The following is a 15,368-nucleotide window of genomic DNA, read 5'->3' as shown; positions in this document are numbered from 1 at the left end:
TCCATCCTTATCCTACTAAACTTTTTACAAGCTCTGCACCGTTTTTAAGATTGGTTGCTGCTTTGATATTTTTAAGATTTGAATTATCTAAAATTGTCTTTGCTTCTGCTGCGTTAGTGCCATCAAGACGCACTACAATTGGAATATTTACCTCAACATTCTTAGTAGCTTCTAAAATTCCATTTGCTATCCTATCACAACGAACAATACCACCAAAGATATTGATAAATATAACTTTTACATTTTTATCTCTTAAAATAATTTCAAAAGCCTTTGCAACAGTTTCTGGAGAAGCTCCCCCACCTACATCTAAGAAATTTGCAGGTTTTGCACCACTATAATTAATAATATCCATAGTTGCCATTGCTAGACCCGCACCATTTACCATACAAGCTACATCTCCATCTAATTTCACATAGCTTAAGCCAAATTCAGCCGCTTCTCTTTCAGCAGGATTTTCTTCAGTAATATCTCTAAGTTCAGCAATTTCAGGATGACGATAAAGTGCACTATCATCAAAACTGCATTTTGCATCAAGGGCATAAAAATCCCCTTCTGCAGTTTTAATTAAAGGATTGATTTCAAGCATATTCATATCTTTATCCATGTAAAGCTTATAAAGTTTAGCTATCATAGAAATGAGTTTTTTGCCTTCATCTTTATCAAGTCCCAAAACTCTCGCTACTTCAAGTCCATGAAACATTTTAAATCCAATTTGTGGATCAATACCTACTTTTGCAATTTTTTCAGGACTTTCTTTGGCTACTTTTTCTATATCCATCCCTCCTTCACTTGAAGCGATAATGGTAATTTGCTCTGCCATTCTATTAAACAAAATAGCCAAATAATACTCTTTTACTATATTAGCACCACTTTCTATATAAAGTTTTTGCACAAGTTTGCCTTCAGGTCCTGTTTGATGAGTTACTAAATTCATTCCTAAAATTTTACTTGCATAATCTTTTACCTCATCTAAATTCTTAGCGATTTTAACACCACCACCAAGACCACGGCCTCCTGCATGAATTTGAGCTTTAACTGCCCAAACACTACCGCCTAATTCTTTAGCATTAGCCACAGCTTCATCTACGCTAAATGCAACTTTTCCCTTTAAGGTAGGGATGCCATTGTCTACAAAAATTGCTTTTGCTTGATACTCATGTATGTTCATTTATTCTCCTTTATATTGATATTTGATTAAAGATTTTTCTAATTTGTCTTTTTCTTGCAAACTAAGATCCATTTTCATGATTTCAATCACACCTTCAAGTCCTAATCTTGCCATAACTCCCAAGGCTTTATTTTGCACTCCAAATTCTCCATGTAAAATCACACTCATAGGTAAAAACTCGCCACTTCTTATAGACTCAAGCATTCTTATACAAGCACTAGCAGGGGCTAAATAAGCTGAAGTTTTAAGATGTTTGATTACTTTAGCTCCACCTGTTTTAACTTCATTTTCCAAATCCTCAAATTCTTCTTCATTTAAAAATTCGCTTATATTTTTATTTTTAACACTTGCGTAAGATTTTACCAAAACCATATCATCATTATGAAAACCAATAAGTCTTGTATCCACGCTTGACATTTTGACATTAAGTTTTTTGGCAAGCTCGTATTTAAATCTTGCATTATCTAAAACTCCTGCCATGGCTATAATTTTCTTTGATGAAAAAATCCCGCTTTCATAAAGAGTATTAAGTAGAAAATCCACAGGATTAGTTAAAATAATAAAAAGCGGATCTTCTGTAAAATCTTTGATTTTCTTAGCACAATCAAGCATAATGCTTGTATTTAACTGAAGCAATTCTTCTCTACTTTGCCCATCTTTTCTAGCAAAACCTGCACTAAAAAGCACTATATCTGAATTTTTAGTATGAGTATAATCTTTAGTGCAAAGTAAATTTATATTTAAATTTAAAGCAGCTATGCTTTGAGTAAGCTCTAGTTCTTTTGCATAAAGCAAATTCTCATTGATATCTACTAAAACAATTTCATTTGCTATCTCTCTTAAAATCAAAGCATAAGCTACGCTTGAGCCTACATTACCAGCCCCTATAACAGTGATTTTCATTTTTGTCCTATTTTTTCTAAAATAGCATTAAAAGTTACACTTGGACGCATGATTTGATTTGCTTTTTCATCATCAAATTTATAATACCCACCCAAATCCACTTTCACACCTTGTGCATCGTTAAATTCGGCTCTGATTTTTTCTTCATTAGAAGAAAGCTCTAGGGCAATATCTTTAAAAAAGCTTTGAAGCTCCATATCACTTGCCTGTCTTGCTAAATGATTTGCAAAATACATTGCTAAATAAAAATGACTTGTTCTATTGTCATCTTCTTTAACTTTTCTTGATGGAGCTTTATTATTTTCAAGCCATTCGCCTATAGCCTCATCAAGACATTCTGCTAAAACCTTAGCTTTATGATTGCTACACTTATTTGCATAAAATTCCAAACTTGCTTGCAAAGCCAAAAATTCACCCAAACTATCCCAACGCAGATGATTTTCTTCGACTAATTGTTCTACTTGTTTAGGTGCTGAACCCCCTGCTCCTGTTTCAAACATAGCTCCACCCTTTAACATAGGCACAACAGAAAGCATTTTTGCACTTGTTCCAAGCTCTAAAATAGGAAAAAGATCGGTTAAATAATCCCTTAAAACATTACCCGTGATAGAAATAACATCTTTACCTTCTCGGATTAACTCTAAACTTCTTAAACAAGCTTCTTTTGGAGTTAAAATGGCTATATTTTTACCCTTTTCTTTTAAACGATTTTGCACCAAAGTTATCATGATTTTATTACTAGCTCTTTTGCTATCTAACCAAAAAATAGCTTCGGCTCCACTAAGTTCTGATCTTTCTATACCTAAATCAATCCAATTTAACACTGCATCAAATTTAGCCTGATTAGCTCTATAAATATCGCCTTTTCTAACCTTATGTTCTAATAAAACTTTACCGTTAGAAACTATTTTAAAAGTTCCTTCTTCTTTAGCCACAAAGGTTTTATCGTGCGATCCATATTCTTGAGCCTTTTTAGCCATTAAACCTACATTAGATACACTGCCAAGCTTTGAAGGATTTAAAGTGCCATTTTTATGTAAATCTTCAATAACCGCCTCATAAATAGTCGCGTAAGTTTGATCAGGAATTACGGCATTTGTATCTTTTTCCCTGCCTTCCTTATCCCACAATCTTGCGCCATTTTTAAGCATTGCAGGCATAGAAGCATCCACAATAACATCGCTTGGAACATGAAGATTTGTAATGCCTTTATCGGAATTTACCATAGAAATATCAGCAGATTTAGCTAAAATTTCATTGTATTTTTTTAGAATTTCATCTTTTTTGCTTGAATTTTCGATCTTACTTAAAAGCTCACTTAAACCATTATTTGGATTAATGCCTAATTTTTCAAATTCATCTTGAAACTCGATAAATAATTCTTTAAAAAATACTTTTACCGCATAACCAAAAAGTATAGGATCACTTACTTTCATCATTGTAGCTTTTAAATGCAAAGAAAAAAGCACATCATCATCTTTGCTTGCTTTAATTTCTTTTGCATAAAATTCCTGAAGTTTTTGCACATCCATAAAAGTAGCGTCTAAAATTTCATTTTTTTCAAGTTTTAAGCCCTCTTTTAAAATTTCATTTTTACCATCAACGCTTGTAAATTCTATATTAGCCACACAATCTTGATCGATTAAAACCGCTTTTTCATTAGAGAAAAAATCCCCTTCTTTCATGTAAGAAACACGAGTTTTTGAGTTTGGATTAAACTCAACCACACGATAAGGATTGTTTTTTGCATAGTCTTTTACCGCTTTTGTTGAACGACGATCTGAATTTCCTTGTCTTAATACAGGATTAACCGCTGAACCTAAAACTTTTTGATATTTTGTTTTAATTTGCAATTCTTCATCATTTTTTGGCTCATCTGGGTAATTTGGTAACATATAACCCTTATCTTGCAATTCTTTAATCGCCGCCTTAAGCTGAGGAATAGAAGCTGAAATATTTGGGGTTTTAATAAGATTTGCATCCGATCTTTTGACAAGCTCGCCTAAAAGCTCTAAAGCATCTTCACATCTTTGCTCCTCTTTTAAATACTCACTAAAAGTAGCTAAAATCCTTCCAGATAAAGAAATATCCGAGGTTTTTACTCCTATATGTGCCCTACTTAAAAAAGCTTTCACTATAGGCAAAAACGAATAAGTCGCAAGAGCTGGGGACTCATCTGTTAAGGTATAAGTAATTTGCATTTTTAGTCCTTTAAAATACTTATTTTTATTTTCATTTTTAAGTATATTACAAATAAAAAAAAATGCAAGAGTAAGTTTAAAGTTTGTTTTAGTTTTCAAACAAACTTTAAATATTTTTAATTAAGTAAATTAGCAGGAAGTTGTATGATATTTTTAATAAGATTAAAAGGGGCTTTTAGAGTATCTGTTAAAATTTCGGTATGAAATTTAGGATCATCTATACTTCCATCTATTTTTAAGTTTGTGCTAATTTCTTGATTTTTACCTAAAATTACATAATTTAAAATTGGAACCTTGGATATAGCTTCTGAAGCTGATTTTAAAGTTTTAAGCTCTAAACTAAAATCCACTGTATTTAATCTTAAATTTGCTGATCCTAAACCATATATATCTACACTATCGCCATTTAAATTAATAGCTGAAACACTTAAAAGATCTTTTTTTCTATTAAAAATAATCTTTCCATCATGTAGGCTTAAACCTTTTTGATTAAAAGTTGGAGATTTAAACATCAATAAACTTGGTACAGTATCGATAAAGGAAATAAGCTGATTTATACCTCTTAAATCCTTCACATAAGTATTTTTAAAATCGATCTGTCCATCAAAATACTCCAATCCACTTCCTTTTATACTTAAGTTAAACACTCCATCTTGAACAGCTTGTTTTTGTAAAAACTCATTTAAATAATTATCATCAATATTGCTAACGTTTAAATTTAAATCATTAGAAGAATAATAAAGATCAAATTTTGCATTTCCTCTAAAACCTTTAAAATCCAAAGCATTGCCTTTTAAATCAGCCTCTACCCTATCAAAAGCCAAAGTTTTATTAGAATCTGGCAAAATTAAAGCTACATTTGCTCCACCAAAACTAATATTTTGGGTATTAGTAGAAATATCAAATGTTGAATTTGAAGAGTTGGAATCTTTTCTATAAATATAACTTAAATTTTTCAAATGAATTTCTTTATTATCAGAACTTATTTTAGCACTTGCTGTATTGCTTTGAGTATGAATTTCCATAACGCCTTTATTTTTTACAATATCAAAGCTATCATTTTCATAAGGAGTTTGACCGTTGATAAGTAAATTATTTTTAAAATAAGCATCATTAACGCTTGCATTAAAATCTTCAAAATTTAAAGTTTTATAATAAACATTTTTAGCATCGATAAACCCAAACTTTTTAAGTAATGGAGAAAATGAAAATAAAATCTTAGGATTATTAAGATTAGCCTCAAGTCCATCTTTAAAATTTAAAATCAAATTCCACTGAGGAATGCTAATGTTAATATTTTGCGAATAATCTAATTTTACTTCTACATTTTGATTTTTTAAATCTAAAAGCTCCCCGTTGTCAAAATAAAGCCTTGAAATCTGAGTATTGAAATTTCCTTGCTGTTTTTGTAAGTCAAATTTAGCATTAAAATCAGCCTCTAAAAAGCCATTTTTAACACTAGCATTTTCTATATTTAAATCATTTTGATTTAATTTTACAAATGCTTTTGTAATATTAAAATCAGCTAAAGAAATACTAGCATTCTCTAAAGCTAAAATACCACTATAAGAAATTTCACCCTTATCATGAAAATCAATTTTAAACTCTAAATCACTTTTAATTTTTCCGCTTTTTTGATAAAAAGGTAATGAAAAATGATAATCCTCTAAAGCTTTAGCAAGTTTTTCGTCAAATTTTAGATTATCAGACTTAATGCGCAAATAAATCCCAGCTTTTTTTTCATCAAACAAATCATATAGATAAACCTTACTAGAACTTAAATCAGCACCATTATAGAAAGCTTTATTAAAGACAAAATCAAGCTTTTGTTTGTTTAAATTTAAATCGAGTTTTGGAATTTCAATAGCATTCATTTTATCATCCAAACGAACTTTAACATTATTAACATAACCTGATGCGCTAATATTGTCTAAATAATAATTATCTTTAGCAAAATCTATAAAGCCCTGCAAATAATCTAAATGATAAAATTCTCCCTTAGCCCTATATGCTACCCAAAGATTTAAACTCTGCGGAAGTTCTATTCTTTTATTAACTCTTTTAAAAATTTCCGTAATATTTCTAATGTTTAAATCTTCTATTTTATAAGCTAAATTTTTATCTTTGTAAGAGATACTTGCGTTAAAGTCAAGCAATTCTCCACTTGCTCTACCTTGAAAATAATAAAACTCGCTCTTAGTATTGATACTTAAATTTCCATCAATATTTAAATCATAATCTTTTAATAAAAGTTTTTTAATATCAGCTATAAGTTCTTTATTTTGACGCTGTAATGTTAATTTTAAAAATAATAAATCATTATCTATAAAAAATTCATTGTCTTTAAATAAAATACGCACATGATTATCTTTTATATTTAAATTTTGTATATCAATCTCTTCAACAAAAGTATATAGATATTTTAAATTTTTTGTTATTTTTAAAATCTCTGTTGAAGCATTATCAGAAGAGTGAGTTTGTGATGAAATTTCGGAATTTTGAGTCTCATTTATAGTGATATTTTTTGCTCGTACAATTAATTTTTTATCTAATTTAATATATAATTGTTCCAATTTTAAAAAATCAAATTGGATACTAGAGATGACAATCCCATTTTTAAGCACTATAAACAAAGCTAATATAAGCACAACAAAAAATATAACAATATATAAAATTTTCTTTTTCATACGCAACTTCTTTTTGATATTTATTTTGGGGATTTTTTATTATCTAACTCAGCCTTTAAAAAGCAATTCTGTGGTATTTATTCCCCAAGGTTCAATTTCTCAAATTATAACATATTTAAAGCAAAATAAATATCAGATGAGTAGTATTGATAAATATATTTTATTTTTTTTAGGACATCCTCAATCAGGCTGGATCAACATAGGTACAAAAGATTTAAATAGGGCTGAATTTCTACATAAACTCACTATTGCTAAAGCAGCACTTCAAACCATTACTCTTATCCCAGGAGAAACAAGCGTAATCTTTTTAGAACAAGCAGCCAAACAACTTGAACTTGATAAAAATATGCTTTTAAAAGAATTTCAAGCTCAAGCTCCTTATGATGAAGGAGTTTTTTTACCAGAAACTTATAAAATCCCAAAAGGCATTACAGAAAATCTACTCATTCAAATGCTTTTAAACCATGCTGAAATTTCCAATAAAAAAACTTCTGAGAAAATTTTTGGTGATTATAATCCAAAAAAATGGCACCAATATATCATCATCGCTTCTGTAATACAAAAAGAAGCTGCTAATGACAATGAAATGCCTATAGTTGCAAGCGTAATTTACAATCGACTTAAAAAAGGTATGAAGCTTCAAATGGATGGAACTTTAAATTATGGAATTTACTCCCATGTAAAAGTTACCCCACAAAAAATAAGACAAGATAATAGCTCTTATAATACCTATAAATTTACAGGATTGCCTAAAGAAGCGGTTTGCAATGTTTCTTTAGCCGCTATTCGTGCAGCTATCTTTCCTTTAAAGACAGATTATTTATATTTTGTGCGTGATAAAAATACTGGAGTTCATATTTTTAGCACAAATATAGATGATCACAATAAAGCCATAAATTTACAAAAAGGAAAATAATTTTGATATTTTTATACAAAATAGTTAAATTGGAACAGTATTTGCTTGTTAATATTAAAAATTATAAAAAGGATAAAAAATGATTAACCCATTTAAATCAAAAGAACTAGTCACTGGTGCTTTAGCGGGTAGAAATCTAAGAAATCAACTCATCAATGCCAATCTTGCAAATGTTGATACTCCTTTTTATAAAGCAAGAGATATTGAATTTGAAACAGCTTTGGTAAATCGTGCAAATGAAATTTTTAAAAAAAATGATAATAAAGAATTGCAATTAGCCATAACCGAAGAAGGACATCAAAAACCTTGGAAATTTCCAGATCCTAGTAAATCTACTATTTACTTAAGAGACGGACATTTAGCAAGAAATGATGCAAATACTGTTGATCTAGATGTAGAAACCACAGAAATGAGTAAAAATACAGTTATGATAACAGCTCTTGATGGAGTTTTAAGAAGACAAAGCAATATCTTTAGTTCTATACTTGATGCAAGCTCTAAATTAAGTTAAAGGTAAATTATGGCATACTTAAGTAATTTTGATATTAGTGGTTATGGTTTAAGTGCTCAACGTTTTAGAATGAATGTTATTAGCTCTAATATAGCTAATGCAAATACTACAAGAACAGCTGAAGGTGGGCCTTATAGAAGACGCGAAGTGATCTTTAAAGCAACAGATTTTGATAAGCTTTTAAATGAGCAAATTAACAAAGATAATAATTTTTTAAAATATGAAAATCCTTTAAATGATCCAAGTTCGCCAGAAGAAGCTAAACCTGCTATTCAAAGTGTTGTAGTGGATAAAGTGGTCAGAGATGACAAAGACTTTCGTATGAAGTATGATCCAAGCCATCCTGATGCAAATACTGAAGGTTATGTAGCGTATCCAAATGTAAACCCTGTCATTGAAATGGCAGATTTGATTGAAGCTACAAGAGCTTATCAAGCCAATGTAAGTGCTTTTACAAGTGCAAAAACTATAGCTCAAAGTGCGATTGATTTATTAAGAGGATAATAAAAAATGAACAATATTAATGATTTAAGATTAAATAATAATATTTCAAATACCAACAAAAGTCAAAATTCCACAGGAATTGGTGATGAATTTGCCAAGATGCTTAAAAATGAAATCAATGATTTAAACAAAGCACAAGAAAGTGGAGAAGCTGCAATGACAGACATTGCCACAGGACAAGTAAAAGATTTACATCAAGCAGCTATAGCTATCACTAAAGCTGAAAGCAGCATGAAATTTATGCTAGAAGTAAGAAATAAAGCGATCAGTGCTTATAAAGAAATCACAAGAACTCAAATTTAAACCCTAATGCAAGAATATAAAAAAAATAGGGTTTCAAAAGTTGCCTTTGCCTACTGCATGGCACTTTTGTTTATGATTATTTTTATCAGCTCTACTTTTTTTCTTACATCAAAACGTCATATACCTAACACTGAAAAAGATCAATACGCTCTTGCTCTAAGAGGATCGATTATAACCAAAGATAATTTTACTATCACAAGTTCTAAACAAATTTATCGCGCTGAAATTGATCTTAGAAGCATTAACAAAGATAAATTTGATCTATTTTTAAAGCTTTTTCAAATTTATAGTGGGATAAGTAACGATCAAGTAGCAGATATTAAAAAAAGAATGCAAAATCAAAAAAAACGCTCTTATAATTTTGTTCTTTTACAAAACTTAGACTCCAAGCAAGCAAGCTACCTTAAAGATCTTGCTAAAAAACTTTATATACAAGGTTTTTTCAAAGCTTTTACAAATAACTCTGGAAGAGTTGAAACAAGAGGATTAAATATCATCGAACATGAAGAAGATAGAATTTACATGTCAAAAGATTCTTTTACTCCTATTATCGGTTATACCAAAATGATATTAGATCCAGAAAGTGGAATTTTAAAAAATATAGGAGTTAAAGGTTTAGAAAAATACTACGATGAATGTCTAAACCCTGTTCAAAATGAAAAAATTCAAGGACTTAAAGATATAGGTGGAAATATTATTTTAAATCTAAATTCACTACAGCAAAAAAAGATTAATGGTTGTGATTTATATTTAAATCTTTCTTTAAAACTGCAAAAAAGTATAGAGAAAGCTATAGATCAAAGAAATGAGGATTTAAAAGCCAATGAAATCATCGTTGGGGTAATGGAAAGCAAAACAGGAAGAATTTTAGCTTTAGCAAGCTCAAGGCGCTATAACCCACAAAATCGTGGAAAAGATCTATCGGTTCTTAATGCAAGCGCTATAGAATACGGCTATGAAGCAGGTTCTGTTATCAAACCTTTTATCTTTACAACAGCCTTAAGACTTGGTAAAATAAAAATGGATGAAGTGATTAATACTTATGGCGGTTCTTACAAGCTAGGACGTTTCACCATCAAAGACGATCACAAAATGGACAAAATGACTATGGAGGAAGTTATAAGATATTCTTCAAATATAGGCATGATACAAATTGCTAAAAGGCTTAACAATATAGAAATCGTATCAGGACTTAAAATATTTAAATTTGGCGAAAAAAGTGGTATTGATCTACCCTATGAACAAAAAGGAGAAATTCCAAATCCTAAGCGCTTAAGAGATATAGAAAAATCTGTTTTAAGTTATGGTTATGGACTTAAAACAACCTTTATACAACTCCTTGCAGCTTATAATGTTTTCAACAATGATGGGTTTTATATCACACCACGTTTAGCTGAAAAATTCTATCAAAATGGACGCTTTACAAATCTTGATGATGATGTAAAAAAAGAAAAAATTCTTTCTAGCGAAGCCGCTAAAACGATGCAAAATGTTCTTATAAATGTTATAGAAAAAGGAACAGGAAAAAAGGCAATTACACAAGGTATTATTGCAGGAGGTAAAACAGGAACAGCAAGAATAGCCGAAAGACAAGGTTATACCTCAAATCGCTACAATGCTTCCTTTTTTGGCTTTGCAAATGATTTAAATCACGCCTATACCATAGGAGTTCTCGTAAGACATCCTACTAAACCTTATAGTTATTATGCTGCACAAAGTGCTTTGCCTATGTTTAAAGATGTTGTTGATATTTTAATCAATGAAGAATTTCTAACGCCTATACAAGACAATAACCAAACTAGCACAAACAACTAGTTTGATATATCTTTAGAAAATATCACCTCAACAGCACCTATAAGTTCTTCAGCAATCTTAGCAGCAAAAGTTGTATCATTAAGTATTGAAATTCCTTCAGCTGTTGTGATTTTTCTTACTGAAATAAGATGTTCAACATTGCTCAAGGTTAAAGTATCAATTTCTTTTAAAATTTCTTTTCCTTTTTGAAGATTTTTAATAATCAAATAAAGCTTTTCACGATCTTCAACCACTCTAAGCTCTTCGATACTTCTTAAAAGCTCTCCTAAATTCGATCTAATTTTATTGTACTCTAAAGCCAAAAATTCATTAGAAGAACTAGAATATTTCTTAATATTTGCTTGGATAATTTTTAAATTTTTAGTTGTTTCGGCTAAATTTTTAGCTGCCATCTTAAAGGTAAAAATTTTATGATTCTTTGTTTCATCGTTAATATAAACTTGTGCTTTAGTTGAAAAATCTATAATAGCTTCAAAAAGAACCTTTATCCTAGTTTGATACAAATAATCCAAATCCACATTTTTACTAAACCACTTTTTATTTTCTAAAATTTCTTTAAAACTTTTATCACTTTGTATATCTTTACGACTAAAACCTATTGCATGAGCAACAATTGCATAGGTATTGTTATAAAGATGCTCGCTTTCTTTCCTTAAAGCTTCGATGGCTGTGTCACTAAACTTAACCAAACTACTATCAAGATATAAAGGCTTGTCTTTATTCTTATCTTTAGGAGCTTTTACTATCTTATTTAAAAAAAGAACAATTTGAGGAGTAAAGAATGTAAAAAGCACAACGCCAATTAAATTAAACAAAGTGTGAAATAATGCTACTTTCAAAGCTATATCTTCTATGTTTAATACAATGGATAAAAAATTAAGAAAATGTATAAAATAAGGAAAAATAAGCACTATTAAAAAAGCTATACCAAAATTAAAAATACAATTTGCAAACGCTAATTTCTTTCCTTCAATATTGGTACTTAAAGAAGCTAAAACAGCCGTTACAACTCCTCCAACACTAGTACCTAAAGTTGCTGCTAAAGAATTTTCCAAACTGATTTGTCCAGCAAGTAAAGCAGCAACAATAATAGCCATTGTAGCTGTGCTTGATTGTATAACTCCTGTAAGCAAAGCACCTAATCCTAAAAAAACAAAAACTCCTTTAAAACCAGCAAAATCAAAACGAGAAAGATCAATTATATGTTTAAAATTTTCAAAACCACTTTTAATATAATCCACACCCAAAAAGAAAAATCCTATACCAATAAAAATATTACCCAAACCTTTTAAAACACTATCTTTTTGAAAGAAAAATAATACTCCAATAATCAAAAGTGGGATAGCCAACATTGAAATTTTAATATTTGTCAAACCAACAATCAGCCAAGAACTTGCCGTATTTCCTAAATTTGCTCCAAAAATAATCCCTATGCCCGCACCCAAAGAAATAAGCCCTGCACTCAAAAAAGAAATCGTAATAATAGAAACTAAAGTTGAAGATTGCATAATTAAAGTACTTAAAGTACCAAAAAGTATACTTTTTATCTTTGTATCAGTTGACTTCGCTAAAATTTTTTCAAGCAAACCACCGCTAAAAGCTTTAAAACCTATACCTAAATTAGTCATTCCAATAAGAAGTATTGCCACTCCTGCTAAAAGATTGGCAAGCTCGTCATAACGAATTAAAATAAAAATCAGAACTAAAGTAAAAATACTCCATGAAATAAATTTAAAATATTTTAAAGAATTTCTTTCCTCTTGCAATGCCTAACCTTTTAGTTTTTCAAATTCATTCATCAGAAATTCTCTTAAATTTTCAGCTTCTTCTTCGCCTTTTTCTAGATACTCAAGCAATAAATTTTCTAATTCCTTTAAAAAAGAAAAAAGTTCATTTTGCCAGATACTATCGTTTTTATTGCTTAAATTCATGGTTTGTATGAAAGTCAACTCTCTGCTTAAATCCCCAAGTTTTTCTAAAAATTCATCTTTTTGATCAGAATTTTTTAATGCTAAATTAGCATTTTGGACATTTTCTTTAAATTCTCTGATTTTTTCATCGATTAAATCGCAAAATTTCGGATAAATATCCATTTTAATAGGCTCTAAAAGGGTTTGCTCGTCTATATTTAAAGTAAGCTTTTTAACAGCAAAATAAAGAGCTAAAAAAGACAAAGCTGCTATGAGTAAATAAATTCCTAGCATTAATAACCCTTAAGGGCTAGCATTCCGCCATCTAAATTGATGCTTTCAAGTCCCAATTTTTCAGCTATAAATTCAGCTGCAACCATGCTTCTATGACCACTACGACAAATAAAAGCAAGTTTTTTATTTTCATCTCTTTTACTTTGAAATTCATCTAAAAATTTAGCATTTAAAAGCCCTTGATTATCATATAAAGCCACACATTGTGCATTAGGTAAAATACCTTCTTCCCATTCCAAAGGAGTACGCACATCAAAAATTTGATATGCGTTTAAATCTTGCTTTGTCCAAAGACTTGCAGGGATATTTTCTATCATGAAAAAGCCTTGTTGATGATTTTTGTAAGGCTTGCATTAAATTCAGCAGGATTATCCACTCCCATACCTTCGCTTAGTTTTGCCATATTTAAAACTAGTGTTGCTATATCTGCACTAAAACTTTCGTTGTTTTTAAGACCTGTAAAAATAGCATGTTTTGGATTGATTTCTAAAATAGGTTTGAAATTTTGCTCTTGACCCATTTGTTTTAAGAGTTGTTGCATAGCAAAATCAGGTTTATTTTTATCATAAACTATACAACTTGGACTATCTTTTAAACGACTGGTTAGTCTTACATCTTCAACTTGATCTTTTAAAAGTTCTTTAAATTTAGCTACAAGTGGAGCAAAAGTATTTTTTTCTTCATCACTTAGTTCATTTTTATCTTCTACTTGATTGATGGCTACAAATTTTAAACCTTCAAATTCTAGCATAGGAGTTACCAAAGAATCAATCTCATCATCCATGAGTAAAACTTCTATATTTTTTTGTTTATACTCTTCAAGTAAAGGAGAGGTTCTTAATAAACTTTCATTATTTCCTGCTATATAAAAAATTTCCTTTTGCTCGCCTTGAAGGTCATTTTTATACTCTTCTAAAGAGCGTAAATTTTCACCTTTGGTGCTTTTATAAAGCATGAGTTTTAAAAGACTGTCTTTTTCTCCGCCAAAACCATAAAGTCCTTCTTTTAATACCTTACCAAAGGTTTTAAAGAAAGATAAGTATTTTTCTTTATCATTGTTTTTAAGTTTTTCAAGTTCACCTAAAATCTTTTTAACACTAGCTTCTTTGACACCTTTTAAAATTTGATTTTCTTGTAAAATTTCACGGCTTACATTAAGTGGTAAATCTTCTACATCGATAATCCCACGCACAAAACGCAAATAAGTTGGTAAAAGTTCTTTATCGTCATCGCTGATAAATACGCGTTTTACATAAAGTTTTAAGCCACTTTGATAATCCACACGGAATAAATCAAAAGGTGCATTTTGTGGTATGAAAAATAAAGAATTGTATTCTAATTTTCCTTCACTTTTAGTGTGAAGATAAAGTAAAGGTTTGTTTGAATCATGAAAATTTTGCTCATAAAATCTTTCATAATCTTCTGCTTTAAGGCTTGATTTTTGCATTCTCCATAAAGCATTGGCTTTATTGATTTGAGAAATTTTAAGTTCAGTTTTTCCTTCTTCTTCGCCTTCTTTAGCAGGAGTAAATTCTTCTTTTTCCATGAAAATTGGAAATTGAATGTGATTAGAATATTTTTCTATAATGCTTTCAATTTTATAAGTATTAGCAAACTCATCATCTTTTAAGTATAAAGTAATGCTTGTGCCTTGTTCTTCTTTGTTTGCGTCATCAATCTCATAACCATTTGCATCGGAACTCCAAAGATAAGCTTTATCATCTAAAGCTTTTTTACTTAAAACTTCGATTTTACTAGCCACCATAAAAGCAGAATAAAAACCTACTCCAAATTGTCCTATGAGTTGAGAATCTTTTTTAGCATCACCGCTTAAATTTTCTAAAAAACTTTTAGTGCCGCTTTTTGCTATGGTTCCAAGGTTATTGATAAGATCATCTTTATCCATACCTATGCCATTATCACTAATGCTTAAAGTTTTTTTATCTTTGTCAATTTTGATTTCAATTTTAGGTTCGAATTTTAAGCTTTTATATTTATCATCACTTACGCTTAAAAAATTAAGCTTATCTAAAGCGTCGCTTGCGTTTGAAATAAGTTCTCTTAAAAAAATTTCTTTATTAGAGTATAAAGAGTGTATCATAAGCTGTAAAAGCTGATTTACTTCGGTTTGAAATTGCATTTTAATCTCCTTT

Annotated in this window: 13 protein-coding genes; 5 read left to right on the top strand and 8 right to left on the bottom strand. The window is 29.8% G+C overall.

The genetic code is table 11. The annotated features are described in order from the left end of the window. Window positions 1–7: 7 nt before the first annotated feature. The 4 genes from sucC to AT682_RS02565 all read right to left on the bottom strand — a co-directional run bounded on the left by sucC (window position 8) and on the right by AT682_RS02565 (window position 6,962). Window positions 8–1,171 carry an ADP-forming succinate--CoA ligase subunit beta gene (gene sucC, locus AT682_RS02580; protein WP_002859928.1) on the bottom strand — a complete coding sequence of 388 codons (1,164 nt, stop codon included), beginning with the start codon at window positions 1,169–1,171 and terminating at the stop codon, window positions 8–10. Continuing rightward, window positions 1,172–2,074, bottom strand: coding sequence for a malate dehydrogenase (gene mdh / locus AT682_RS02575; RefSeq protein WP_004306848.1), 903 nt, complete (start codon window positions 2,072–2,074; stop codon window positions 1,172–1,174). It abuts the gene before it with no gap. Beyond that, the gene (icd, locus tag AT682_RS02570) at window positions 2,071–4,275 is read right to left on the bottom strand and encodes an NADP-dependent isocitrate dehydrogenase (RefSeq protein ID WP_004306849.1); all 2,205 of its coding nucleotides are present in this window, start codon (window positions 4,273–4,275) and stop codon (window positions 2,071–2,073) included. Before icd ends, mdh begins: the two co-directional genes overlap by 4 nt. Window positions 4,276–4,391: 116 nt before the next feature. Further along, a complete protein-coding gene (locus AT682_RS02565; RefSeq protein WP_004306851.1) occupies window positions 4,392–6,962 on the bottom strand; it encodes a DUF3971 domain-containing protein in 2,571 nt (856 codons plus the stop codon). On the opposite strand from AT682_RS02565, the gene mltG reads away from it, so the two are divergent. The 5 genes from mltG (at window position 6,877) to pbpB (ending at window position 11,011) form a co-directional block, all read left to right on the top strand. Next, window positions 6,877–7,878 carry an endolytic transglycosylase MltG gene (gene mltG / locus AT682_RS02560; protein ID WP_032595341.1) on the top strand — a complete coding sequence of 334 codons (1,002 nt, stop codon included), beginning with the start codon at window positions 6,877–6,879 and terminating at the stop codon, window positions 7,876–7,878. The two genes, AT682_RS02565 and mltG, sit on opposite strands and share 86 nt — an antisense overlap. 79 nt (window positions 7,879–7,957) lie before the next feature. Then, the gene (gene flgB / locus AT682_RS02555) at window positions 7,958–8,389 is read left to right on the top strand and encodes a flagellar basal body rod protein FlgB (protein WP_002861254.1); all 432 of its coding nucleotides are present in this window, start codon (window positions 7,958–7,960) and stop codon (window positions 8,387–8,389) included. Window positions 8,390–8,398: 9 nt separating this feature from the next. Further along, window positions 8,399–8,893 carry a flagellar basal body rod protein FlgC gene (gene flgC / locus AT682_RS02550; RefSeq protein WP_004306854.1) on the top strand — a complete coding sequence of 165 codons (495 nt, stop codon included), beginning with the start codon at window positions 8,399–8,401 and terminating at the stop codon, window positions 8,891–8,893. 6 nt (window positions 8,894–8,899) lie between these two features. Next, window positions 8,900–9,196, top strand: coding sequence for a flagellar hook-basal body complex protein FliE (fliE, locus tag AT682_RS02545; RefSeq protein ID WP_002851122.1), 297 nt, complete (start codon window positions 8,900–8,902; stop codon window positions 9,194–9,196). 6 nt (window positions 9,197–9,202) lie between these two features. After that, on the top strand, window positions 9,203–11,011 hold the full coding sequence (gene pbpB, locus AT682_RS02540; RefSeq protein WP_004306856.1) for a peptidoglycan D,D-transpeptidase FtsI family protein: 1,809 nt from the start codon (window positions 9,203–9,205) through the stop codon (window positions 11,009–11,011). On the opposite strand, the gene AT682_RS02535 is transcribed toward pbpB, so the two are convergent. The 4 genes from AT682_RS02535 to htpG are packed head-to-tail and all read right to left on the bottom strand — an operon-like array spanning window position 11,008 to window position 15,355. Next, on the bottom strand, window positions 11,008–12,777 hold the full coding sequence (locus AT682_RS02535) for a Na/Pi cotransporter family protein (RefSeq protein WP_016818288.1): 1,770 nt from the start codon (window positions 12,775–12,777) through the stop codon (window positions 11,008–11,010). The genes pbpB and AT682_RS02535 overlap by 4 nt on opposite strands. Before the next feature lie 3 nt (window positions 12,778–12,780). Then, window positions 12,781–13,215 (bottom strand): hypothetical protein, encoded by a 435-nt coding sequence (locus AT682_RS02530; RefSeq protein ID WP_002866410.1) that lies wholly within the window; start codon window positions 13,213–13,215, stop codon window positions 12,781–12,783. Next, window positions 13,215–13,532: a rhodanese-like domain-containing protein gene (locus tag AT682_RS02525; protein WP_002872637.1), complete on the bottom strand. Its 318-nt coding sequence runs from the start codon at window positions 13,530–13,532 to the stop codon at window positions 13,215–13,217. The genes AT682_RS02530 and AT682_RS02525 overlap by 1 nt, the downstream gene beginning before the upstream one ends. After that, the gene (htpG, locus tag AT682_RS02520; protein ID WP_002882467.1) at window positions 13,529–15,355 is read right to left on the bottom strand and encodes a molecular chaperone HtpG; all 1,827 of its coding nucleotides are present in this window, start codon (window positions 15,353–15,355) and stop codon (window positions 13,529–13,531) included. The genes AT682_RS02525 and htpG overlap by 4 nt, the downstream gene beginning before the upstream one ends. Window positions 15,356–15,368: the final 13 nt, after the last annotated feature.

Source organism: Campylobacter jejuni (assembly GCF_001457695.1).
In the GTDB taxonomy this organism is placed as follows: domain Bacteria; phylum Campylobacterota; class Campylobacteria; order Campylobacterales; family Campylobacteraceae; genus Campylobacter_D; species Campylobacter_D jejuni.
Note: the sequence above shows the minus strand (reverse complement) of the source record. Positions and strands in the feature narration are given on the sequence as shown.

Bases quoted from the DNA above. Each gene is read 5' to 3' on its own strand.
- flgC (WP_004306854.1), top strand. From the start codon at position 8,399: ATGGCATACTTAAGTAATTTTGATATTAGTGGTTATGGTTTAAGTGCT.
- pbpB (WP_004306856.1), top strand. From the start codon at position 9,203: ATGCAAGAATATAAAAAAAATAGGGTTTCAAAAGTTGCCTTTGCCTAC.
- AT682_RS02525 (WP_002872637.1), bottom strand. From the start codon at position 13,532: ATGATAGAAAATATCCCTGCAAGTCTTTGGACAAAGCAAGATTTAAAC.
- fliE (WP_002851122.1), top strand. From the start codon at position 8,900: ATGAACAATATTAATGATTTAAGATTAAATAATAATATTTCAAATACC.
- mdh (WP_004306848.1), bottom strand. From the start codon at position 2,074: ATGAAAATCACTGTTATAGGGGCTGGTAATGTAGGCTCAAGCGTAGCT.
- htpG (WP_002882467.1), bottom strand. From the start codon at position 15,355: ATGCAATTTCAAACCGAAGTAAATCAGCTTTTACAGCTTATGATACAC.
- mltG (WP_032595341.1), top strand. From the start codon at position 6,877: ATGACAATCCCATTTTTAAGCACTATAAACAAAGCTAATATAAGCACA.
- AT682_RS02530 (WP_002866410.1), bottom strand. From the start codon at position 13,215: ATGCTAGGAATTTATTTACTCATAGCAGCTTTGTCTTTTTTAGCTCTT.
- icd (WP_004306849.1), bottom strand. From the start codon at position 4,275: ATGCAAATTACTTATACCTTAACAGATGAGTCCCCAGCTCTTGCGACT.
- sucC (WP_002859928.1), bottom strand. From the start codon at position 1,171: ATGAACATACATGAGTATCAAGCAAAAGCAATTTTTGTAGACAATGGC.
- flgB (WP_002861254.1), top strand. From the start codon at position 7,958: ATGATTAACCCATTTAAATCAAAAGAACTAGTCACTGGTGCTTTAGCG.
- AT682_RS02565 (WP_004306851.1), bottom strand. From the start codon at position 6,962: ATGAAAAAGAAAATTTTATATATTGTTATATTTTTTGTTGTGCTTATA.